The sequence below is a fragment of the Corynebacterium sp. HFH0082 genome (genome assembly GCF_000411235.1).
Classification (GTDB): Bacteria; Actinomycetota; Actinomycetes; order Mycobacteriales; family Mycobacteriaceae; genus Corynebacterium; species Corynebacterium jeikeium_D.
Map to the genome: position 1 here is coordinate 2,447,314 of NZ_KE150404.1, position 21,650 is coordinate 2,468,963.

Below are 21,650 nucleotides of genomic sequence, written 5' to 3' on the forward strand. Positions count from 1 at the left end.
AAACACTTGTGTTAGGCTTACCTAATCACGTGGCGTGTAGACTTCCGCCAGTACAAAACAGCCCAAGACTTGTTGAAGGACAGTGACAACTATGGCTGGCCTAGCTAAAGCAGCAGCACCGAAGCGTAAGCCCCGTAAGGCACACGAGGCAACAGTTACTGGACGTCGCCAGATTTCCCCAGACCTTGTTCGTTTGAGCATGAACTCGCCTGCATTTGTGGGCAAGGAGCTGGAGTTTACCGACCATTACATCAAATTATTGTTTGTGCCAGAGGACGCTGATTACTCCTGGCCGTTCGATATTGCGAAAATTCGCGCCGAACAGCCGCGAGACAAACTGCCAATCACCCGCACATACACTCTGATTAATGTGGACTCCGAAACCGGCGACTTTGACGTCGACTTCGTCACCCACGGCGATTCCGGCCTGGCTGGACCGTGGGCACGCGTAGCCGAAATCGGAGACAAGCGTGGCTTCTTAGGGCCAGGAGGCGCATGGGGACCTGCAGCAGAATATGAACACTTTGTACTCGCCGGAGACGAGTCCGCAGCGCCAGCTATCAGCGCCGGACTGAAGCACCTCCCAGCAGGCACGACCGCAACCGCATACATCGAAATCGAGTCCGAAGATCGGAAGTTTGAGCTCCCAACCCGAGAGGGTGTGGAAGTCCATTGGGTCCTCCGCAACGGCGCAACCCACGGCACAGAGCTATCCCGCGCAGTGCGCGAGGCGGGCATTCCAGAAGGTAAGAAAACTAGCTGGTTCATCCACGGTGTCGCCGAGATGATCAAGGAATTGCGCCGCTTCCTCTTCGTCGAATCTGAGATCCCGAAGAAAGACGTTTCCATTTCTGGCTACTGGCGTATCGGTATGACCGAAGACCAGTGGCAGTCTTCTAAACGAGAATTCAACGCTGAGGTTGAGGCCGAGGAGGAAAGAGCCAGGGCCTGACGCTTGCTCGAACGTTAGCGCTCGCTACGCCTTTCAACAACGACGCGTTTTCCTGCCAACCAGTCGAATGGGTGCCAGCGGCAAACAGCAACCCAAATCATCAGGACACCAAAAAACAGTTCAACGTTTGGCTCAAAACCCGTAGGCAAGAAAATCAGCGACAATAGGTAACAATTACGTACCGCTGCCCGCCAACCTCTGTGCCAAGAATCGTCTCCTGATTCGAGCTCCGATGTTCCCTCTGGCTGAGCGACTTCGAACGGAGTTGCCCCAGAGTCTGCTTTCCGCGCTGGAACAACGTGTAGCAAAAATGCGCTTTTACCAAACGTCTGTTCACCGCGAGCCTCTGCAACCACGCGCACAAAGAAAAAGACAGCTGGGAATATGACACCATACAAAATCCTGAACTCTGGCGGACTCGGCAGCGCCCAGTTCGCCATGGCTGCTTCCCACGCAAGTTTGCCAAGTGCCACAATGATGGCAACAAAGATTCCTACAAGGAACGAATCCAGTATCCACGCGCCACTGCGCCGAGCGAACAAATCCGCATTACTCTTTACGGGGAATCGATTCGGGGTGCGCCGATACATGGGACACACGCTATCAAAACCACTTATGACTTCACAGACGAATTGCCTTTCCCTACCACACCCGTTCTGCCACGATTAGAAGCATCCAGTATGCAAATCGAAAAGTCGACTGTATAGTTTCCGGTTGAATCAACCTATCTATTGGATGCCAGCTCCTTCCATGCCAGTAACTCGGCAAGTAAACCTACAGCTGGCACCCCCAGTGGTTTTTCAGGAGACGCCGACCCAGAAAGCCGGGAATTAAACCACGCAACGCAGGCCCGAGAAGCCCAGAAAGTGAGATGGATGTGAATACGCGAACTCAGCTGTCAGCTGTACAGCACCCTCAACTCACTACTAGCCGGCGCAATCACCGCCGGCACCTGGCGCTGGCCTGCTGCTTCCTCACCTTCGCAGCCACGGCCACCAGCTGCGCCAACAACGAAGGCGAGGAGGTTGCCGCGACGCAAACCTCGTCGTCAAGCTCGCTTACTACGGCGTCGTCGACAAGCTCGCCGACGACGACGGGACCAAAGGTTCGAGAAGGCGGTACGCCGCGCATCGGGCAGCTGTGCCCGAACCAGACCGGCGAAATACGAATGAGCGCCAACGGCCAGAATCTTGAATGCGCACAAGTCGGCGAGCAGGAGGTGTGGACGGTGCTGCAGCAAACCCCCGCGAACCCGACATCGCAGCAAATGTGGATCTCCACTACTTCGACGACCTCTGAGCCACAGCCTCAGGAACCTGAGCCGACGACTCCGAGCGAGAGCACAACGGAGACTAGTGAGACGGAGAGCTCGACGACCTCTGATTCTTCCACGCCGCCCGATACTTCAACGACTCCGACTACCTCCGGCGAGCCGACGGAATCGGAATCGGAGCAAGACGAGCAGCCAAGCGAAGATAATCAAGGGCTCACCGGCCTGTTCCGCTAGGTTCGTCTCGGACGGCGAGGTTCGTCGGCTCGGGACTTAGTTAGGTGAGGTGCGCTAGCTCGCCCTAAAACACCAAAATCCGCTGCAAAAATTCTGCAGCGGATTTTTTTATTTACCCAACAGATACGAAGAGACGAGCCTGAACAGATCTGAGCCCGCCACAATGCGGCGGAGCACCCGGGCTCCCCTACTTGCGGTGACGGCGATTGTAGAACGGCGTCGGAACGACGGTGGCGGTAATGTCGGCGCCTTCAACGGTCAGCTCCGTGCCAGTGGAGGACTGCCAACGCTGAACGTATGCAAAACCGATGGGGTGACCCAAAGTCGGCGACACCTTGGCGGAAGTCAGCACGCCAACCTCGTTACCTTCCGCATCAATGAGCTTGGTGCCACGCTTCGGAGCTTCATCACCGGAGAAACGCAGACCAACCAGTAGCTCCTTCGACTGCGGACGATTAATCAGTGCGTTGCGACCAATAAACTGCCCCTTGGTCGGCCCCATGATGGACTTCAGGCCGGCCTCCAGCGGAGTGCGGTCTCGAGTCAGCTCGTATCCATAGAGCGGCATACCGGCCTCAAGACGCAGGGTGTCGCGGCAGGCCAGACCACACGGCAGCAGGCCGAGGTCAGCGCCGTTGTCAGCCGGATCCTCCGGGTTTTCCACCTTGCCACCTGCTGCAATGATTGCACGCCAGACCTCGACGGCGCGGTCAGCCGGCGGGAAGATCTCGAAGCCGTCCTCACCGGTGTAGCCGGTTCGGGCGACAATCATTTCCACACCTGCGACCTCGAGCAGAGTGCAAGAGTAGTAGTTCATGCCATCGAGAGTCGCGTGCAGATCCTGTGGCAACAGACGGCGCAGAAGCTTCGCAGCCTTCGGCCCTTGAATGGCCAGGAGCACATTCTTGTCATTCATGCGCTCAACCTCGACGTTGTAGCCACCAACGCGCTCGCGCAGCGTCGAGTACACATCTTCAGCGGCTGCGGCATTCTGCACCAGCATGAATTCGTGACTACCGAGGCGGTAAATGATGAGGTCATCAATAATGCCGCCGTCTTCCTGCACAATCATGGTGTACTTGGCACGACCCAACGCCAGCGGCTTGATTGCCGAAATCAGGGAGTGTGCAAGGAACGCCGCCGCATCCTCACCAGTGACGCGGATGATACCCATCAGCGACAGGTCGAAAACACCAACGGCCTCACGCACTGCGTTGTGCTCTGCAATTTCCGAAGAGTAGCGGAACGGCACTTCGTAGCCACCAACATTGCGCATTTCTGCGCCAAGGCTTACGTGCTCATCATGCAGGGCGCTACGGAAAGAATTGTTGTTCTCAGAAGCGCCAGAATTGTCAGTCATACACACTCCAATTATTGCGGTGGGGCAAACCAGATTGTTACCTTCCCACCTTATATCTAAGACTCCGTGCTCGCTTCCGCGAGCCCCTGCGGAGCCAGGGCAACAGGCCCGTCCATTAACTATCATGCACTGATTCGCACACGCTTGACGACGACCCCGCGGCCACCACAAAGGCCCCGCTACCAGTGACGATAACGGGGCCCTTGCATTTGTCTATTCAGTTAATTGCGATTGGCTGAGCTGTTCGGGCAGCGTTGCCAGCCAAGGACGCAGTGGTTATTAGTGATCAACCGCAGCCTCGGTGCCAACACCGGTCAGGGAGCGAACTTCCATCTCAGCTGCCAGGTCATCGAAGTTATCCGGCTTGCCCATGTAGGTGGCGATGATGCCAGCCAGGAACGCCAGCGGGATTGCGAGCAGACCCGGCGACGTCAGCGGGAACCAGGAGAAGTCAACCGACGGAATCATCGAGGACTCGCTGCCGGAAACTGCCGGGGAGAAGATAATCAGAACCAGCGAGGCGATGACACCGGTGTACATGGAGGCAACTGCGCCTGCGGTGTTGAAGCGCTTCCAGAACAGGGACATCAGGATGGTTGGTACGTTTGCGGATGCTGCCACTGCGAAGGCCAGCGACACCAAGAAGGCGACGTTCTGCCCCATGGCCAGGATGCCGAGGATAATGGCGACAACGCCCAGCACGATTACGGTAATGCGGGAGACACGAACCTGCTCGGCTTCCGTGGCCTGTCCCTTGCGGATCACGGCCTGGTAGAGGTCCTGGCCGACAGACGCGGAAGCGGTAATTGCCAGACCAGCGACCACGGCCAGCACGGTAGCGAACGCCACTGCGGAAATCACTGCCATGAAGATGGAGCCACCGATTTCGAAGGCCAGCAGCGGAGCTGCAGCGTTGGCTCCGCCCGGGGCGGCGTTGATTCGGTCCGGACCAACAAGTGCGGCGGCGCCGTAACCGAGTACCAGGGTCAACAGGTAGAAACCACCGATGAGGATGATTGCCCAGGTCACGGACTTACGAGCTTCCTTTGCAGTCGGCACCGTGTAGAAGCGCATGAGCACGTGCGGCAGACCAGCAACACCGAGGACCAGTGCCAGGCCCAGAGAGACGAAGTCCAGCTGCTGAACGAAGGAGCCGCCGTACTTCAGACCCGGCTCAAGAATGGCGGAGGCTTCGTAGCCCTTCTCGGCGATGTGATCCGAGCTCGCGTGCATGTCCACTGCGTCCTGCAGGAGCTGGGAGAAGTTACCCTTAACGCCAACCAGGATGATCAGGGTCATGATGATGACAGCACCGACCAGCAGGACGGCCTTAATCATCTGCACGTAAGTCGTGCCCTTCATACCACCGATGAGAACGTAAGCAACCATGATGATGCCGACGACCGCGACAACGATGGACTGCTGAGTGGAGTCGTGAATGTTGAGCAGCACGGCGACCAGGGAACCTGCACCGGCCATCTGCGCGATGAGGTAGAACAGGGTCACCGCGAGGGTCGAGATAGCAGCCGCAGTACGTACCGGGCGCTGCTTAAGACGGAAGGACAGCACGTCGGCCATGGTGAACTTACCGACGTTACGCAGCGGCTCTGCAACCAACAGCAGCGCGACCAGCCAGGCTACGAAGAAGCCGATGGAGTAAAGGAATCCATCGTAACCAGTCAGCGCGATGGCGCCGACGATACCGAGGAAGGAAGCCGCCGAGAGGTAGTCACCTGCAATGGCAAGACCGTTTTGGGTACCGGAGAACTGTGCACCACCGGTGTAGAAGTCCGATGCTCCCTTGTTTCCGCCCTTGCCCACTCGAGTAACGATGAACATGGTCGCAACAATGAAGGCGACGAAGACCGCGATGTTGAGAATCGGGTTACCTGCTGCTGCAGTGTCATCTGCAGCAAAGAAACTGGTCAGCATGTCTATGCCTCCTTCTTTGCGACGATTTCAGCGATTTCTCCGCTTTCCAGTGCCTCGCGCAGCTCTGCCTGCATCGGCTCAAGCTTCTTGTTGGCGAAGTTGATGTACACCCAGGTGATGGCGAAGGTGGTCACGAACTGGAGCAGACCAAGGACGATGCCCAGGTTGATATTGCCCAGTACGGGAGTCGCCATGAGGTCTGGCGCGAACGTCGCAAACAGAACGAATGCGATGTACCACACCAGACCTGCGACGGTCATCGGGATGGCGAAAGAACGGAATGTAGAGCGGAGCTCTTGGAACTGCGCTGAGTTTTGCACGTAGCGGTACTCGGCCGCCTGTGGCTTATGCCGGTCTGCCGGCAAGGGAGTTGCGGACACGGGCTAATCCTTTCCAGGAAGTTATGCAGGTGTTCGTAATGAGGTCCAGCACAGCCACCCCGAGGGTGTGCCATGCACCACATTTTTCATTATGTGTGGAAACAAAGTTACCTGGAACACAGTTAGCAAAGAAGTTAAATGCGGCTAACTACTTCTCAGCGAGCCTTAAGGCACCCCCAAAAACGCCATTACCTGCATACTTAGGCGCCGTTTTTACTACCCCCATTTACGCCGTTGTACTCGTGTTCTCCGCTTCTTCCGGCAATGGCTTACTCTGACGCCACCACCACAGCGCTTCGATAATGACCGCGCCGATGGCCCCCACGATCAGCGCGGGAATCAACAGCTCCCGCCCTACCCAGTACAGATTAAGCACTGTGGCCACTGAACGAACCGAGAAGATGAACAGGTAGGCTCCTGCCGATACCGCCAGCAACAGAACCTTCCACCAGGTGTATGGCCTAGCCACGACCACCAAAACCCAAAATGCCGAAACAATCAGCACAATGAGGGTCGCAGTAGACGCCTCCCCTCGTGCCTCATCGCTGGCGTCGACTCCCGGGTTTGCCCACAACCAAAACATGAAGGTCAACAACCCCACCGTGATGCCCGCCGGTATCGCTAAGCGCAACACGCGCCGCACGAAACCATCGCGCGCACGCTCCAAGTTAGGAGCCAACGACAGCACGAACGCCGGGATTCCAATTGTGAACCAACCCGTAATCGTCACGTGAATCGGCTCGAATGGATAATCCATCCCCCACAGCCCCACAGCCAGCGCCAGCACCACCGAGTAGATGGTCTTCGTCAAAAAGAGGTTGGCCACACGCTCGATATTGCCAATGACGCGACGCCCCTCCGCCACAATCATCGGCATCATGGCGAAGCGATTATCCAACAGCACCAACTGCGCAACCGAACGTGTCGCCGGCGCCCCATCCCCCATAGCCACGCCCAGGTTCGCCGCTTTCAGCGCCAGCACATCATTGACACCATCACCGGTCATCGCCACATGATGCCCCCGCGACTGCAGCGCATGAACCATATCGCGCTTATTCTCCGCCGTGACACGGCCGAAGATCTGCCGCGACTCCACAATGTCTGCGAACTCGTTGCGGATCTCGGTGGGCTTGGCTTCGCTATTCTCATCGCGGCTGACCGGAAGCTCAGACGCATCGACAGGATTGTTAGCCCCCTCCATTTCCAGCTCACGTGCAACAGCCCCCACGGAGCGGTCATTGTCACCAGAAATGACCTTGACCTCGATGCCTTCTTCATAGAAGTAGGCCACCGTGTCCGCCGCATCGGAACGCACCTTCTGCCCCAGCACGACAAGTGCGACTGGCTCCAACTCCACCTCGCCACTCTTCCGCAGCGCACCGCCGGGCAGGTCATCTGCCCCAACTGAGGTCCGCGCGAGCAGGAGCACACGAAGTCCTTTCTCCATAAGCTCCCGAGCTTTCTGCATGCCGACCGCGGAGTCGTCGACAAGCACATCGGGCGCGCCGAAAACCCACGTCGCACCGCCGTGATACGTCAGCGCCGACCACTTATTCGCCGAGGTAAAGGGGCGGGTTTTGGTTTGTTCATGCTTTACGACGTCCCCTGCGTCCGCAAGTCCATCGAGCAGTGCACGAGCCGTTGCGTTGGGGCGATCGTCGAGCTTGCACAGATCGATGAGTGCGGAGTCGACCTCATCGCGGGAGGTACCGTCACCCGATACGATGTCGACTTCCACTAGCTGCATCGCATTTTCGGTGAGCGTGCCAGTTTTGTCGACACACACGGTGTCGACACGCGCGAGACCTTCGATGGCGGGCAACTCATTGACCAGCACGCGATGTCGCCCCAAGCGCACCACCCCAAGGGCAAATGCGATGGTGGTCATGAGGACAAGCCCCTCAGGGACCATGGGCACCAGCGTGGCGACCATCCCCAGCAGCGCATCGTTGAAATCATCGCCGGCGACAAAGAGCTGCGTATAGATTGCCAAGGCGCCGACGGGAATGAGAATCCAGGAAATGTAGGTCAGGATCTTGTTGATGCCGCGGAAGAGCTGGGAATCAGTCAGCGTGAATTTGTTGGCCTCAGCTGCGAGCTTGGCGGCGTAAGCCTCCTTGCCCACTTTGGTGGCCTGATATCGCGCCGACCCCACCACGACCGAGGAACCCGAGTAGACCATGTCCCCAACGCTCTTATCGACGGCATCGGATTCACCGGTGAGAGAGGACTCATCGACAGCCACGTCAGAGGCGTAGCGGAGAATACCGTCAACGACGATTTGGTCACCGGGACCAACCTCGATGAGATCGTCGAGGACGACGGACTCGCGGTCGATCTCGCGAGCAGGCTCCCCGTCGCGAATGACCATGGGTTTTGCACGGCCGACAATGGAAAGCTTGTCCAGTGTGCGCTTGGCACGCAGTTCTTGGATGATGCCGACGATAGAGTTGGCGATAATCAGCAGACCAAAGGCACCGTTGACGATTGAGCCGGTATAGAGCACGACTGCGAATAAAACAGCGAGAATACCGTTAATCCGGGTAAACACATTGGCACGGATAATGTCCCACACACTGCGCCCGGATGTTGGCGGCAGCTCGTTGACGTGCCCCAACTCGATGCGTTGCTGGACCTGCTGTTGAGTAAGACCACTGTCGGGAGTTTTCCACGAGCCCATGCCTGCCTACCCTATTCGCCTAATTGCTGAACCTATTCGACCTATTTGCCAATGAAATTTGGTTCGCGCTTTTCGGCTCGCGCCTTCGATGCCTCCGCAGCATCCTCGGAAGCCCACACCGTGTTGTAGAGCTCCTGCTGGTAGTCCTTCAACGGGCTATGCGTCTCATCGTCGTTGAGCACTGCCTTGTGGTAGGCCAGCGACAGGGGCGCGTAGGTGGCGATACGAAGCGCTACCTCCTCCGCCTTGTCCGGACCACCGAGGTAGGAAGCCAGACCGCAACCGCGGGCGGCTTCCTGATCCATGCGCTCGGCCGCCAACAGAATAGTGCGGGCACGGGCACCGCCGACGAGGACGCGCACGCGGCGAATTGTCCAGGCATCGACAGCGATACCGAGCTTGACCGGCGGAATCATAAACCAGCCGCGCTCACCCACGACGCGCAAATCGGCCGCCATCGCCAGCTGCATCCCAGCGCCGACAGCCGGCCCCTGCACATCCGCTATAACCACCAGACGGCTGGCCTCGATTGTGCGCAGCATTCGACGGAGCTGTTCGTGGAAGGAATCTTCATGGTGCTGGCCACTCAGGTCGGCGCCCGCACAGAAAGCGCGGCCTTCGCCGCGCAGCAGGATAACGCGCTGCTCTGGAACCTCAGCGGCAGCTTCCACCGCATCGGCGATGTCACGACACACGTCGGCAGTCAGGGAGTTGCGCTTATGATCTCGGTCGATGGTGATAGTGACAATTGCGCCGTCGGCTTCGACGCGGATTTCAGATGCTGGGTTCGTCATAGCATTTAGGCTACCCGCGAAACACCAATAGTGATGGGGCTATAAGCAAATCTAAATTCGCTTATTCGTTGCCGAATACCCGCGGGTCGCCGCTCAGGCGCCCGTCGGCACGCGCCATCGACGCAATCGTTTCCATGTCCTCGTCGGTGAGTTCAAAGTCGGTGACCTGAAAGTTCTCCTTGATGCGCGACGGCGTGCCCGACTTCGGGATGGCCACGATGCCACGCTGAAGGTGCCAGCGGATAGCAACTTGGGCGGGAGTTTTACCCAGGCGATCTGCGATTTCAGCAATCGGCGAGCCCTCAAAGTACTTCGCGCGCCCCAACGGCGACCAAGCCTGCGTGACAATACCGCGACGACGATCGTCTTCAACCTGCTCATTCTGCGGGAACTGCGGATGCAGCTCAATCTGGTTGACCACCGGAGTCTCCGAGAGCTGGTCGAGCACCTCTGGGTAAAAGTTCGCCACACCAACCGAGTGAATCAGCCCCTCACGCTTGAGCTCCAGCAGCGTATCGAAACACTGCCCAAACGTCCCCTGCTTCTCCACCGGCCAGTGCACAAGCACCAGGTCAACGTAGTCAAGGCTGAGCCGTTCTAAAGATGCCCGCACGGACTCGCGCGTCGCCGCCGACCCCTGCGCATCGTTCCAGACCTTCGTGGTCACGAAGATATCTTCACGCTTTACGACGTTCGCAGCGACCGCATCAGCAATACCCTGCCCAACCCCTCGCTCATTGCGATAGAGCGATGCGGTGTCGATGTGGCGGTAGCCGATTTCCAGGGCGTAGCGCACGGATTCGCGCGCCTGCTCATCGTCAAGCTTGTAGGTACCGAACCCCAGAATCGGGATGGCGTTGCCATCGACCATTTCCACGTTGGCAATTCCGGTTGTCGCTGCATCGTACTTCAGATTGAGTGTGGTCATGCCAACCGAGTGTACGGACTGAAAATTTTTTAGATTTTTTCTACCCCGCTGACCTGCGGTTTAGAAAGGTGAGTGCGCTTCATTTTGTTGCGAACAGTTGACGTAGCGTTGTGTTTATATAACACTTTGGAGTGTGTCCCCAAAGATTAAACCCAAAGAACCGATATTCAACAGAATTTCAGTGCTGCGGGCAGAACACGGACTCAGCCGAGCCGAACTAGCCAAACAAGTAGAGGTCAATCCTCAAACGATTGGCGCGTTGGAGCGAGGTGACCACTACCCCAGCTTGGATCTGGCATTTCGCATCTGCGCGGTGTTCGATCTCCCCGTTGAGGCGGTGTTTTCTCGCGAGGAATTCAAGCCCATGTCCTCTGCCCTATACCGAAAGGAAAGCTAACGATGCCAGCTATTCGGACTGAAGACGCAACACCGAACTTTTTCGAAAAGCTAGAAGCCCGGCGCGAAGCGAAGTACACAAAGCGTGTCGAGCAGATGTCGAGCTGGTTGCCCAAGTGGCGCAACCAGGCGGCGCGGCGGAAGCTGGTCATCGCATTCGAGGTGTGCCTTGTGCTGATGCTGCTGAGCGGCATCGCGCTTCTCGGTAGCCTGACCGATATTTTCCCGGGATGGCTTTCTCTGCTCTGGCCAGTGATTTCCCTCATTATGGTCGTCGTCTGGACCAGCCTCAACATCACAGTCGACATGGTTGACAGCGCACCGACCTCGCTACTGGACGAATACCAGCAGGAACAGATTCTGAACCTGCGGGGGCTGACATATCGCTGCTTCACCTACTTCGGCTTGGTGACCTTCCTCGCTCTCGTTCTGGTGGGCACCTATGTCCTGAACGCGCAACCTGACTGGGGACACTACATTCCGTACAGCTTCGGAATCTTCGGAATTATCGCTTTCCTCTACATTTCCACGCTGCCCACCGTCGTCTACGCCTGGAATCTGCGCGACGACTAGTACGGGCTCAAAAACTCATATCCCTCCTCTGCCCTTCACTCCTCAATCTAAGGATCACCATGAACAGCCTCATTATTGACGGGCTTGAGAAGTCCTACGGACACCTGCAGGTTCTCCGTGGCATGAGCTTCCAAGTTCACCCTGGAGAAATCTACGGCTTCGTCGGCTCTAACGGTGCCGGCAAGACCACCACTATGCGCATTGCCCTGGGCGTGCTGGCCACCGATAAAGGCGAGGTACGCATCGGCGATACCCCGATGAATGACTCGCTGCGCCGCACGATTGGCTACATGCCAGAAGAACGCGGCCTCTACCCAAAGGATGAGGTCCGCAAGCAGCTGATTTACTTTGCTCGCCTACACGGTGTGCCCACCAAGCGCGCGGAATCCAACGCCGACAACTTGTTGGAGCGCCTCGGTCTCACCGAGCGCGCCAACGACAAGGTCGACACGCTCTCGCTCGGCAATCAGCAGCGCGTGCAGCTGGCAGCCTCCCTCGTCCACGACCCAGAAATACTCGTCCTCGACGAGCCCTTCTCTGGTCTCGACCCAGTTGCGGTCAAGGTGATGAGCTCCGTACTCAAGGAGTACGCCGACCGCAGCACCCCGATTGTGTTCTCTTCCCACCAGCTCGACCTTGTCGAGCGCATGTGTGACCGCGTCGGCATCATCCGCGACGGCCGCATGCTCGTGGAAGGCACTGTTGATGAGCTGCGAGCACGGGGCCCACGGGCTTTCGTCGTCAAGCTCGATGGTGCGCCCCAGGATTGGGCGACCTCCGTCGAGGGCGTGACAAGCGTGGAGCGTGATACCCATGGTGCCACCGTCGTTCACCTCGATTCCAACGCCCCCGCCGACACCGACCAGAAGCTGCTACACAGCGCGATGGCAGCGGGAACGGTCCGTTCGTTTGGACCTCTGCAAATTCCACTTACCGAGCTCTACCAGGAGGCCGTACAGCAATGAGCACCAACACTTACAACGCCTCAACGGCCGTCAAGACTGTTTTCGTCCGCGAACTCCGCGAGCATCTGCTGAAGAAAAGCTCGCTAATCACGCTCATCATCATGGCAGTGGCGGCCGTCGGCGGTATCTTCGTTGCCGACTACATGACCTCCAAGTCCGATAATGACACCGTAAAAATCGCGGTCGTCGGAGAAGCGCCGTTCGCGGACTCTCTCGCCGACGCTACCGCCGAAATAAAGGATGCTGAAGGCGCGGATGCCGCAGCCGGCGCATTTGCCACAGCATCGCTCTCACCGTTGGAGATTACGTCCGCGGCAGACGACAAGGCCGCTCGCGCTGCCGTCACCGACGGCGACGCCGACGCCGCTCTCGTCCCCGACACCGCAGAAGGCAAGGAGGGCTCGTGGAAGCTGCTTGCCGACGACGCCCCATCCTGGCTGGCCCCAATGCTGCAGGAATCGCTGCAGAAACAAAATGAAGCCATGCTGCTCAGCGAAAACGGAATCAACCCCAGCGAGTTTTTCTCCAAGACTCAAAGCGCAGCCGTGTCGGTGGAGTCGCTGGATGAAGCCAAAGACGAGAAGATGCCCGCAGTGGTCATCACACTGATTGGTGTGATGGTCATGATGACCGCCATCCTCGTCTTCGGCGGCGCGGTGGCCACCAGCGTCATCGAGGAGAAGTCCTCCCGCGTCATCGAGATCATTCTCTCGACCGTTCGCCCGGCGCACCTGCTGGCTGGCAAGATCCTCGGCGCCGGTCTGGCTGGCATCATCATGATGAGCGTGCTGACCGCCAGCGCCGCAGTTGCCCTCATGATTACCGGATTGGCGGAGAGCTTCGATGTGCCGTGGTCCGCAGTCTGGCTGCTGGTCCCGTGCTTCATCCTCGGTTACTTCTTCTTCGCCGCGCTGTATGCAGCCTCCGCATCCTTGGTCAGCCGTATGGAAGATTTCCAGGGCGCACAGATGCCGGTACTGGTGTTCTCGCTGATCACGATGTATGTTCCGCTGTTTGGCTGGAGCAAGCTGGACTCTACCGTCATGCAGATTGCAGCGTGGATTCCACCGGTTTCCATCACCACTGCCCCGATGCAGTACGCCGTTGGCAACTTCTCCGCACTCCAGTTGGCGGCTTCGCTGCTAATCATGGTTGTGGGAGTAGCCGCAGTCATCGCACTCGCCGCCTGGATCTACCCGCGCAATGTCCTGCGCACCGGTGCCGCGGTCAGCTGGAAGAAGGCTCTGACAGCCAAGAGCTAGCCCCAGCCCTGCCCAAAAGAGCGTGACTCCTTCGGCCACGGTCACCTAAAACCGAATAATCGTCAATCGCGTAGTTTGCTCAGCGCACCTTATAGACCATGGTCCGCCGCAAACTGCGCGATTTTTCCTGTCTCGCCATAGGAGGTCTGCGCCCCCACGCCTGTCGCCGCATGAGCCGAGACCACCGCCGCAAGACGAGCTGCCGTCACCACATCATCGCCCGCGGCCAACGCGGTGAGGACCGTACCCATGTACGCATCACCGCAGCCCGTGGTGTCCACGACCTCGATGGGCAGCGCTGGAATGCGAGTGACTGCCACCTCGCTTTCCGACGTCCTCAAGACCGCAGACCCCTCCCCGCCAAGTGTGACAATGGCCGTGGAAATCCCGTGTTCGTCGGCAAGCGCGCGCCCAACCGCATCCCACTGACCGTGCTCGCAACCGGCGACCGCGCGCTCGGAGCCGATGATGGCTGCGAGTTCGTGCTCGTTGACAATGAGGACATCGACCAGCGCGAGCAGATCCTCACTGACCGCCCGAATCGGCGACAGGTTGAACACCACCGGCACACCCGCATCGTGGGCAATCTGTGCGGCGGCCAGGACAGCCTCATCACAAATCTCCAGACACAGACCGAGGCACCCAGCCCGCTGAATCTTGTCCGCATGACTGCGCACCATCTCAGCATCGACTTCGCCATTGGCGCCAGCGGAGATGACAATGAAATTCTCCGCCGCATCATCAACGACAATCATGGCTGTACCAGTGGCAGAGTCGACGGTCTCAACTGCAGAGATGTCCACGTGAGCGTCGGTAAGCGCGTCGCGCAGCAACTGCGCATTGGGATCCGAACCGACCGCGCCGACCAGTTCCACGGCCGCGCCCAGTCTTCCAGCCGTCGCCGCCTGATTCGCCGACTTACCGCCCGGCAGAATGCGCAGAGGACTGCCCTCGATAGTCTCACCACCATGCGGCAGGCGCTTCACGGTGACAGTCAGGTCTGCGTTGATGGAACCGACGACACATACGTTTGGCCTCTGTTCAGCCAGCTCGGTGAGGCGCTCAGTAATCGGCATTGGTTCGACTCCTCGGTAGTGCGGACACGTTTTTTCCGACAATAGCGCTACCCCTTTCCGCCCACCATCAACTAAGCCGGTTTACCCCTTGTTTACTACCGTGGAGGTATGGCTAGAATCAGCGCCCAACAAGTAATAGATACCGTCCTCGACCACGGAAGTTTCACATCCTGGGACGGCGCGCCCGAGCATGGCAACATCGACGAGGCCTACCGCGGCACACTGTCCCGAGCCTCTGAGAAGACCGGTCTCGATGAGGCCGTTATCACCGGTGAAGGCACCGTCGGCGGCAAGCGCGTCGCCGTCATCTGTTCTGAGTTCGGCTTCCTCGGCGGTTCTATCGGCGCCGCAACCGCTCGTCGTATTATTCGCAGCATCGAGCGCGCGACTGCGGAGCAGCTGCCGCTGTTGCTCTCCCCGACCTCGGGCGGCACTCGCATGCAGGAGGGCACTGCTGCGTTCGCGCTCATGATCTCTATTACCACCGCAGTGGCGCGCCACAAGGATTCTCACTTGCCATTCCTGGTGTACCTGCGCAATCCCACCACCGGTGGTGTCATGGCGTCGTGGGGGTCGGCAGGCCACTTCACCTTCGCAGAGCCCGGCGCACTTCTCGGCTTCCTCGGCCCGCGCGTCGTCGAGCTGGCTACCGGCGAACCCATGCCCGAAGGCGTTCAGACCTCCGAGAACCTGTTAAAGCAGGGCATTATCGACGGCATCATTCCGCTCGAAGGTCTGCGCGGCGCTGTCCGCCGCACCATCGACGTGCTTGCCGACGGAGACCCCAGCGAACCCACCCCACCGCCAGTAGCAGCCATTGACGGTCGCGATACCTGGGAAGCTATCCTGCGCACCCGCGATACTTCTCGTCCAGGTGGCGGCGATATTATCGATGCCCTTGTCGACTGCTCCGTGCCAATCTCCGGCACCGGCGATGGCCACAAGTCGCTGTCGGTTCGGGCTCGCCTGGCGCGGATTGGTGAGCGGCCGGTGATTCTGGTCGCCCAGGATCGCCATAACCAGCCGCCGCTGGGCACGCATCCAATGGGGCCGGGCTCACTGCGTTTTGCCCGCCGTGCGATGCGCATCGCGGAAAGCCTGAACATTCCGCTGGTCACGGTCATTGACACCCCAGGCGCTGAGTTGACCAAGGACGCCGAGGAAAATGCCATGGCCGGCGAGATTGCCCGCACCTTGACCACGCTGGTGAACTTGAAGGTTCCGACCGTGTCACTCATTCTCGGCCAGGGCTGCGGTGGCGGTGCGCTGGCCATGCTGCCCTCTGACCGCGTGCTGGCAATGCACGATGCCTGGATGTCTCCGTTGCCGCCGGAGGGTGCTTCGGCGATTATCTACCGAGACACCGAGCATGCCCCGGAAATGATGGAGGAGCAGGGCGTTGGCGCCGAGACCATGCTGAAGACCGGGGTTATCGACGAGATTGTGGCCGAACCTGAGAATCCGGCCGAACTGCCCCGCCGTGCTCTGAGTGCTATCGAGCACGCCCTCTGGGAGCTGGAGAAGAATCCGGCTCGCGTTGGCCGTGAGCAGCGTTTCGACCACTACCGTCGCTTCGCGCTGGGTGAGTAAGGGGTCTGGGCCTGGTTTGGGGCTGGCGTGGGGCTGGTTTGGGCCTTCAGCCCCCACCCCAACCTCAGAAAGCAAGAAAGTGACTGAGTTTATGACACTTTTGGGCAATTTTTCACGCCTGAAGTGTCATAAACGCAGTCACTTTCTTCGCCGGAAATCCTGCAAACCGCCGACGGAGGGATGGGCAGGAACCGCGAAGCGAAGCTCAGCCGACCAACAGAGCTAGCATGCGGACTTTTACTTAACGTCCAACAGGTCGATGACGAAGACCAGGGTCTTACCAGACAGGAAGTGTCCTGCACCAGCCGGGCCGTAAGCTTTCTCCGGAGGGCAAATCAGCTCGCGACGACCGCCGACCTTCATGCCCGGAATGCCTTCCTGCCAACCGGCAATCAGGCCGTTCAGCGGGAACTCGATGGACTGGCCACGGTTCCAGGAAGAGTCGAACTCTTCACCGGTTTCGTAGTCAACACCCACGTAGTGGACCTCGACACGAGCACCCGGGGTGGCCTCCTTGCCGTCACCGACAGTGAGGTCGTTGATGACGAGTTCCGTCGGAGCCGGACCGGACTTAGCAGTGAGTTCTGGCTTGGACAAGACAATCTCCTATCACAGTTGGCTTTTTCACAGTTGGTATTCAGCCCAACGTAAATGGACCCAACTTAAATGGGGTTTCTTAGAATTCTAGGAAAAATAAAAGGCGCGTACCAACCTTTCGAAGGCTAGTACGCGCCTTTTCGCCTTTTCAACGCTGGACTTTTCTATGCTGAGTTACCTGCGAGGAACCCCCTACGCAGTAATCGCTAGAAACCTTAGCGCTGGTCGCGCGGAACGAAGTCACGCTCGGTCTCGCCGGTGTAAATCTGGCGAGGGCGGTTGATCTTCGATGCCGGGTCAGTGACCTGCTCGTTGAACTGAGCGATCCAGCCCGGGAGGCGGCCGATGGCGAACAGGACGGTGAAGAAGTCCGTCGGGAAGCCCATGGCGCGGTAAATCAGACCGGTGTAGAAGTCAACGTTCGGGTAGAGCTTGCGGGAGACGAAGTAGTCATCAGCCAGTGCAATCTCTTCCAGCTTCATAGCCAGATCCAGCAGCTCGTCGCCGCCGAGGTGCTGGAGCACCTCGTGAGCGGTCTTCTTAGCGATAGCTGCACGCGGGTCGTAGGACTTGTAGACGCGGTGACCGAAGCCCATCAGGCGGACGCCCGGCTCCTTGTTCTTCACGCGGTTCATGAACTCGGTTGCGTCGCCACCGTGGTTCTGCTGGATGTCCTCGAGCATCTCCAGAACAGCCTGGTTAGCGCCACCGTGCAGCGGGCCAGACAGAGCGTTGATACCAGCAGCGATGGAGACGAACATGGAAGCGCCAGAGGAAGCGACCATGCGGACGGTGGAGGTGGAGCAGTTCTGCTCGTGGTCAGCGTGCAGGATGAGCAGCTTGTCCAGAGCGTCAACCACTACCGGATCAACCTCGTAGTCAGCGGTCGGGTAACCGAACATCATGCGCAGGAAGTTCTCGCGAGCGTTCAGGTTGTTGTCCGGGTACATGTACGGCTCACCCTTGGATGCGCGGTAAGCGTATGCAGCCAGCATCGGGACCTTAGCCATCAGGCGAACCGCAGCCAGGTTGCGCTGCTCTTCGTTCAGCGGATCCAGCTCGTCCTGGTAGTAGGAAGCCAGAATGTTGACCGAGGAAGCCAGGGTCTGCATCGGGTGTGCGCCACGCGGGAAGATGCTGAATGCGCGACGGAAGTCCTCGTCCAGCAGGGTGTGGTGACGAATGTCGTGGTTGAACTGCGCAAGCTCTTCCTCAGACGGAAGGTGGCCGTGAATCAGCAGGTAGGAAACCTCGTTGAAGGTAGCCTTCTCAGCCAGCTGCTCAATCGGGTAACCGCGGTAGCGCAGGATGCCGTTACCGCCGTCGATGTAAGTGATCTTGGACTCGGTAGAACCGGTGGCGGTGTAGCCCGGGTCGAAGGTGGTCAGTCCAGTTTCCTGGAGCATCTTGCCCAGTGCGATACCGTCGTTACCCTCGGTTGCCTTGACGATGTCCATCTCGAACTCGCCGCCCGGGTAGTGGAGTACAGCCTTGCCGTCTTTAGTAGCCACAACTTCCCTTTCACAGAAAAATTCTTCTTAACGACTCCAGAGTGCGGGGGAAGCAGGCACAGCGGAAAACAGCATGCTGCCTCCCAACTCCACGCCACCCCTTCGGGGTCGCATTGTTTTCAATGATTCAATTATGCGCGACATTTGCGTTCCATTGCATCTTGCCCAGTGAAAAAAGTTTGCTTAGTTCACATCGACCGTGTCGTAACCATAAAGAACCGACACCTGCAGTGGATTAGAACACACAATATCAAAGAGTGTGAGCAGTGCAACACCCTCTACCCCATTCGGGCAGCCTGGGCTTACCCAATCTTGACCCCTCTTTACCCCGAAATGCAAATGGAAAAACGGGTTTATTACGTTGTCACTGCTCATTTACTAATCAGGAGGTCAGGAGCACATTCAACAGCCAATGTCTTTAAAAGTTCAAAAGCCATCGAGCCGACGCCCGAAAACACATCGACTAAATCCACAATAATTCACCCCTCGCCGCCCGCCCGAGGCTCCACACCGCCAAGTTTTCAGCACCAACAAAACTGGAAAAAATTCTTCGCAAACTTTGCAAATACGCCAATCCACCCTGTTTTGTTATGCAAAGTACGGAAGCGGGGGCAATTGAACCCCACCCTTTTGCTATAAGTACCCCCGATTACCGCTAGAGTTTGAAGACAACGGCTGTATATCAAGCTTCACTTTGAATGCACTTTGAAAGGTTGCGCCTCATATGAGCGATCAATTCCCAGTCCTCCCTGAAGAGTTCCAGCCCGGCGACGGCCGCTTTGGTTGCGGTCCGTCGAAGGTTCGCCCGGCACAGATTCAGGCAATCGTTGACGGCGGTACCTCTATCATGGGTACCTCCCACCGTCAGCCGGCAGTGAAGAACGTTGTTGGTGAGGTTCGCGAGGGTCTGGCTGAGCTCTTCCAGCTTCCGGACGGCTACGAGATTGTCCTGTCCCTCGGCGGCGCAACCGCTTTCTGGGATGCTGCCACCTTTGGGCTCATCGAGAAGAAGTCCGCTCACCTGACTTACGGTGAGTTCTCCTCCAAGTTTGCCAAGGCCTCCAAGATGGCTCCGTGGCTCGACGCTCCGCAGATCATCGAAGCAGAGCCGGGTTCCGCACCTGAGGTTGTCGCTGGCGAAGAGGGCGTTGACCTTATTGGTTGGGCTCACAACGAGACCTCCACCGGCACCATGGTTCCGGTCACCCGCCCGGCAGGCTCCGAGGGCCAGCTCGTGGCTATCGATGCCACCTCCGGTGCCGGCGGCCTCCCGGTCGACATGTCCCAGGCTGACGTCTACTACTTCTCCCCGCAGAAGTGCTTCGCTTCTGACGGCGGCATCTGGTTGGCTGCAATGTCCCCGGCTGCCATCGAGCGTATTGAGAAGATCAATTCTTCCGACCGCTTCATCCCGGCTTTCCTGAACCTGCAGACTGCCGTTGATAACTCCCGCAAGAACCAGACCTACAACACCCCGGCCGTCGGCACTTTGCTGATGCTGGCTGATCAGGTCAAGTGGATGAACGCCAACGGCGGCCTCGACGGCATGGTTGCCCGCACCACCGAGTCCTCCTCCCACCTCTACAACTGGGCTGAGAACCGTGCGGAGGCAACTCCGTTCGTCACCGATGCTGCAAAGCGCTCGCTGGTCGTCGGCACCATCGACTTCGAGGACAACATCGACGCCGCACAGATTGCCAAGGTTCTGCGCGCCAACGGCATCCTCGACATCGAGCCGTACCGCAAGCTGGGCCGCAACCAGCTGCGCATCGGTATGTTCCCGGCCATCGACCCGGAGGACATCCGTCGTCTGACTGGCGCTATCGACTGGGTTCTGGACAACGGCTACGCTGCAAAGTAACAGCCAAATACCGGCCTCAGCCGCATAACTCCCGCGCCACGCGCAAGGGCATTGCCCCATTTGTCCGTGACGCGGGAGTTTTGTCGTTTACCATGATTAGTGAGCATTACTTATAACGTCGACCAACAAGGAGGTTCTCGCATGAGGGAGCTGAAGCCCGTTCTGGACGGCGATGTGACCGATTCACTGATTCTCGTTCCCGCCGATATCACCGAGCAGGAACGGCAGGAGGGACTTCGCTTCACGCTGCCTCTCGACGAGAACCTGCGCACTTTCCTGGTCGAGCACTTCGAGCTCGCCGATGCCACTGGTTCCCCTGCTGTAGCTGATTCCGCATCGCTTGCCGACGGATCCAGCGCCGCCACCGCCACTGCCAGCGGTAGCTCTGGGGAGAGTGCTACCGCAGAGAGGGGCTCCACCGACGGAAGTTCCACTAGTGACAGCACAGCGGAAGCCACCACCGCAAGCGGCGACGCGGCGGAAGGCAGCGAGACGACCGGCAACTCCGCTACGGCAGGCGGGGCACCGAAGAAGACTCCAACGGCACCGAAGCCAGTTCTGGAAGAGCCCCGCGTAGTTTTGTCGCCGCGCGAAATCCAGGATCGCATTCGCAGCGGCCAAACGGTGGAGGAGCTCATTGAGTACAGCGGCATGCAGCCGCGCAAGATTGAGTCCTTCGCCTACCCGGTGCTTGCAGAGCGCGCACGTATTGCGGAGCTCGGCAAGCAGTCGAAGCCACGTCGCATTGATGGCCCGGCCAAGTTGTCCCTGTGGGAGATTCTCGCCACCGCTTTTGCCGCCCGTGGCCAGGAACTCGCCGATGCCTCGTGGGACGCCTACCGCGACCCGAGTGGACAGTGGATTGTGACGGTTACTTGGAATGTCGGCCATACCACCAACGTGGCCGAGTGGAGTTACCAGGCGGAGGGACTTTCCGCGCTCACCATTGCTCGCAATGAGCTGGCAGCAGAGCTGATTGACCCCGACTTTGCCCGCCGCAACCGAGACTTGGCTCCGCAGGCCAATCGAGCTGCCGATACCGCTGACACCTCTGAGATGCCAGCCGCATGGCAGTCTTCGGCGGAGCCGCAGCGAGGCCACGGGGAGCAGGATGTTCCGTCGCAAAGCGATGCCGCCGACGACGATATTGACGAGGCGGAGTTCTTGCAGCACCCGGACGTGGAGCAGCCGAAGCGCAAGAAGAAGACTGTCATGCCGTCTTGGGAGGATGTGCTTCTCGGCGTACGTCCGAACGGCCCGAAGAAGTAGGAGTTTCCCTCGACAAT

General features: G+C 58.7%; 19 protein-coding genes. 9 read left to right on the forward strand and 10 right to left on the reverse strand.

The genetic code is table 11. The features are described 5' to 3' along the window. Positions 1–91 precede the first annotated feature (91 nt). Positions 92–952 carry a siderophore-interacting protein gene (locus tag HMPREF1206_RS10580; RefSeq protein WP_016423293.1) on the forward strand — a complete coding sequence of 287 codons (861 nt, stop codon included), beginning with the start codon at positions 92–94 and terminating at the stop codon, positions 950–952. 14 nt (positions 953–966) lie between these two features. Here HMPREF1206_RS10580 and HMPREF1206_RS10585 read toward each other — a convergent pair whose 3' ends face one another. Continuing rightward, positions 967–1,542 carry an RDD family protein gene (locus HMPREF1206_RS10585; protein ID WP_016423294.1) on the reverse strand — a complete coding sequence of 192 codons (576 nt, stop codon included), beginning with the start codon at positions 1,540–1,542 and terminating at the stop codon, positions 967–969. 281 nt (positions 1,543–1,823) lie between these two features. Between HMPREF1206_RS10585 and HMPREF1206_RS10590 the strand changes: the two genes are divergently transcribed. Further along, positions 1,824–2,459, forward strand: a complete 636-nt coding sequence (locus tag HMPREF1206_RS10590) for a hypothetical protein (protein ID WP_016423295.1) — start codon at positions 1,824–1,826, stop codon at positions 2,457–2,459. A 187-nt stretch (positions 2,460–2,646) separates the two neighbouring features. Here HMPREF1206_RS10590 and gcvT read toward each other — a convergent pair whose 3' ends face one another. The 6 genes from gcvT to HMPREF1206_RS10620 form a co-directional block, all read right to left on the reverse strand. Then, positions 2,647–3,819, reverse strand: a complete 1,173-nt coding sequence (gene gcvT / locus HMPREF1206_RS10595) for a glycine cleavage system aminomethyltransferase GcvT (protein WP_016423296.1) — start codon at positions 3,817–3,819, stop codon at positions 2,647–2,649. 279 nt (positions 3,820–4,098) lie between these two features. Beyond that, positions 4,099–5,751, reverse strand: a complete 1,653-nt coding sequence (locus HMPREF1206_RS10600) for a cation acetate symporter (RefSeq protein WP_016423297.1) — start codon at positions 5,749–5,751, stop codon at positions 4,099–4,101. A 2-nt stretch (positions 5,752–5,753) separates the two neighbouring features. Continuing rightward, entirely contained in the window at positions 5,754–6,131 is a 378-nt protein-coding gene (locus tag HMPREF1206_RS10605) for a DUF485 domain-containing protein (protein ID WP_016423298.1), read from the reverse strand. A 226-nt stretch (positions 6,132–6,357) separates the two neighbouring features. Further along, a complete protein-coding gene (locus HMPREF1206_RS10610) occupies positions 6,358–8,811 on the reverse strand; it encodes an HAD-IC family P-type ATPase (protein ID WP_016423299.1) in 2,454 nt (817 codons plus the stop codon). Between the two features lie 41 nt (positions 8,812–8,852). Next, the gene (locus tag HMPREF1206_RS10615) at positions 8,853–9,605 is read right to left on the reverse strand and encodes an enoyl-CoA hydratase (protein ID WP_016423300.1); all 753 of its coding nucleotides are present in this window, start codon (positions 9,603–9,605) and stop codon (positions 8,853–8,855) included. 61 nt (positions 9,606–9,666) lie between these two features. After that, on the reverse strand, positions 9,667–10,533 hold the full coding sequence (locus tag HMPREF1206_RS10620; protein WP_016423301.1) for an aldo/keto reductase: 867 nt from the start codon (positions 10,531–10,533) through the stop codon (positions 9,667–9,669). Between the two features lie 133 nt (positions 10,534–10,666). On the opposite strand from HMPREF1206_RS10620, the gene HMPREF1206_RS10625 reads away from it, so the two are divergent. The 4 genes from HMPREF1206_RS10625 to HMPREF1206_RS10640 are packed head-to-tail and all read left to right on the forward strand — an operon-like array spanning position 10,667 to position 13,729. Beyond that, positions 10,667–10,930 (forward strand): helix-turn-helix transcriptional regulator, encoded by a 264-nt coding sequence (locus HMPREF1206_RS10625; RefSeq protein WP_042388879.1) that lies wholly within the window; start codon positions 10,667–10,669, stop codon positions 10,928–10,930. Between the two features lie 2 nt (positions 10,931–10,932). After that, on the forward strand, positions 10,933–11,502 hold the full coding sequence (locus HMPREF1206_RS10630) for a hypothetical protein (RefSeq protein ID WP_016423302.1): 570 nt from the start codon (positions 10,933–10,935) through the stop codon (positions 11,500–11,502). A gap of 59 nt (positions 11,503–11,561) precedes the next feature. Further along, positions 11,562–12,467: an ABC transporter ATP-binding protein gene (locus HMPREF1206_RS10635; protein WP_016423303.1), complete on the forward strand. Its 906-nt coding sequence runs from the start codon at positions 11,562–11,564 to the stop codon at positions 12,465–12,467. Beyond that, positions 12,464–13,729, forward strand: a complete 1,266-nt coding sequence (locus HMPREF1206_RS10640; RefSeq protein WP_016423304.1) for an ABC transporter permease — start codon at positions 12,464–12,466, stop codon at positions 13,727–13,729. The genes HMPREF1206_RS10635 and HMPREF1206_RS10640 overlap by 4 nt, the downstream gene beginning before the upstream one ends. Positions 13,730–13,818: 89 nt before the next feature. On the opposite strand, the gene HMPREF1206_RS10645 is transcribed toward HMPREF1206_RS10640, so the two are convergent. Further along, a complete protein-coding gene (locus HMPREF1206_RS10645; RefSeq protein ID WP_016423305.1) occupies positions 13,819–14,805 on the reverse strand; it encodes a ribokinase in 987 nt (328 codons plus the stop codon). 108 nt (positions 14,806–14,913) lie between these two features. On the opposite strand from HMPREF1206_RS10645, the gene HMPREF1206_RS10650 reads away from it, so the two are divergent. Continuing rightward, a complete protein-coding gene (locus tag HMPREF1206_RS10650; RefSeq protein WP_016423306.1) occupies positions 14,914–16,395 on the forward strand; it encodes a carboxyl transferase domain-containing protein in 1,482 nt (493 codons plus the stop codon). A 237-nt stretch (positions 16,396–16,632) separates the two neighbouring features. On the opposite strand, the gene HMPREF1206_RS10655 is transcribed toward HMPREF1206_RS10650, so the two are convergent. Then, positions 16,633–16,992 carry an FKBP-type peptidyl-prolyl cis-trans isomerase gene (locus HMPREF1206_RS10655; protein WP_005511805.1) on the reverse strand — a complete coding sequence of 120 codons (360 nt, stop codon included), beginning with the start codon at positions 16,990–16,992 and terminating at the stop codon, positions 16,633–16,635. Positions 16,993–17,207: 215 nt separating this feature from the next. Next, positions 17,208–18,503, reverse strand: a complete 1,296-nt coding sequence (locus tag HMPREF1206_RS10660; protein ID WP_016423307.1) for a citrate synthase — start codon at positions 18,501–18,503, stop codon at positions 17,208–17,210. Between the two features lie 724 nt (positions 18,504–19,227). Between HMPREF1206_RS10660 and serC the strand changes: the two genes are divergently transcribed. Together serC and sepH are read left to right on the forward strand one after the other, a co-directional pair. Then, positions 19,228–20,364, forward strand: a complete 1,137-nt coding sequence (gene serC / locus HMPREF1206_RS10665; RefSeq protein WP_016423308.1) for a phosphoserine transaminase — start codon at positions 19,228–19,230, stop codon at positions 20,362–20,364. A gap of 141 nt (positions 20,365–20,505) precedes the next feature. Beyond that, positions 20,506–21,633, forward strand: coding sequence for a septation protein SepH (sepH, locus tag HMPREF1206_RS10670; protein ID WP_016423309.1), 1,128 nt, complete (start codon positions 20,506–20,508; stop codon positions 21,631–21,633). Positions 21,634–21,650 lie beyond the last annotated feature (17 nt).

Excerpts from the sequence above, each read along its gene's own strand:
- HMPREF1206_RS10645 (WP_016423305.1), bottom strand. The coding sequence starts at position 14,805 with ATGCCGATTACTGAGCGCCTCACCGAGCTGGCTGAACAGAGGCCAAAC.
- HMPREF1206_RS10620 (WP_016423301.1), bottom strand. The coding sequence starts at position 10,533 with ATGACCACACTCAATCTGAAGTACGATGCAGCGACAACCGGAATTGCC.
- HMPREF1206_RS10635 (WP_016423303.1), top strand. The coding sequence starts at position 11,562 with ATGAACAGCCTCATTATTGACGGGCTTGAGAAGTCCTACGGACACCTG.
- HMPREF1206_RS10580 (WP_016423293.1), top strand. The coding sequence starts at position 92 with ATGGCTGGCCTAGCTAAAGCAGCAGCACCGAAGCGTAAGCCCCGTAAG.
- serC (WP_016423308.1), top strand. The coding sequence starts at position 19,228 with ATGAGCGATCAATTCCCAGTCCTCCCTGAAGAGTTCCAGCCCGGCGAC.
- HMPREF1206_RS10615 (WP_016423300.1), bottom strand. The coding sequence starts at position 9,605 with ATGACGAACCCAGCATCTGAAATCCGCGTCGAAGCCGACGGCGCAATT.
- sepH (WP_016423309.1), top strand. The coding sequence starts at position 20,506 with ATGAGGGAGCTGAAGCCCGTTCTGGACGGCGATGTGACCGATTCACTG.
- gcvT (WP_016423296.1), bottom strand. The coding sequence starts at position 3,819 with ATGACTGACAATTCTGGCGCTTCTGAGAACAACAATTCTTTCCGTAGC.
- HMPREF1206_RS10590 (WP_016423295.1), top strand. The coding sequence starts at position 1,824 with ATGGATGTGAATACGCGAACTCAGCTGTCAGCTGTACAGCACCCTCAA.
- HMPREF1206_RS10630 (WP_016423302.1), top strand. The coding sequence starts at position 10,933 with ATGCCAGCTATTCGGACTGAAGACGCAACACCGAACTTTTTCGAAAAG.
- HMPREF1206_RS10610 (WP_016423299.1), bottom strand. The coding sequence starts at position 8,811 with ATGGGCTCGTGGAAAACTCCCGACAGTGGTCTTACTCAACAGCAGGTC.
- HMPREF1206_RS10585 (WP_016423294.1), bottom strand. The coding sequence starts at position 1,542 with ATGTATCGGCGCACCCCGAATCGATTCCCCGTAAAGAGTAATGCGGAT.
- HMPREF1206_RS10640 (WP_016423304.1), top strand. The coding sequence starts at position 12,464 with ATGAGCACCAACACTTACAACGCCTCAACGGCCGTCAAGACTGTTTTC.
- HMPREF1206_RS10600 (WP_016423297.1), bottom strand. The coding sequence starts at position 5,751 with ATGCTGACCAGTTTCTTTGCTGCAGATGACACTGCAGCAGCAGGTAAC.
- HMPREF1206_RS10650 (WP_016423306.1), top strand. The coding sequence starts at position 14,914 with ATGGCTAGAATCAGCGCCCAACAAGTAATAGATACCGTCCTCGACCAC.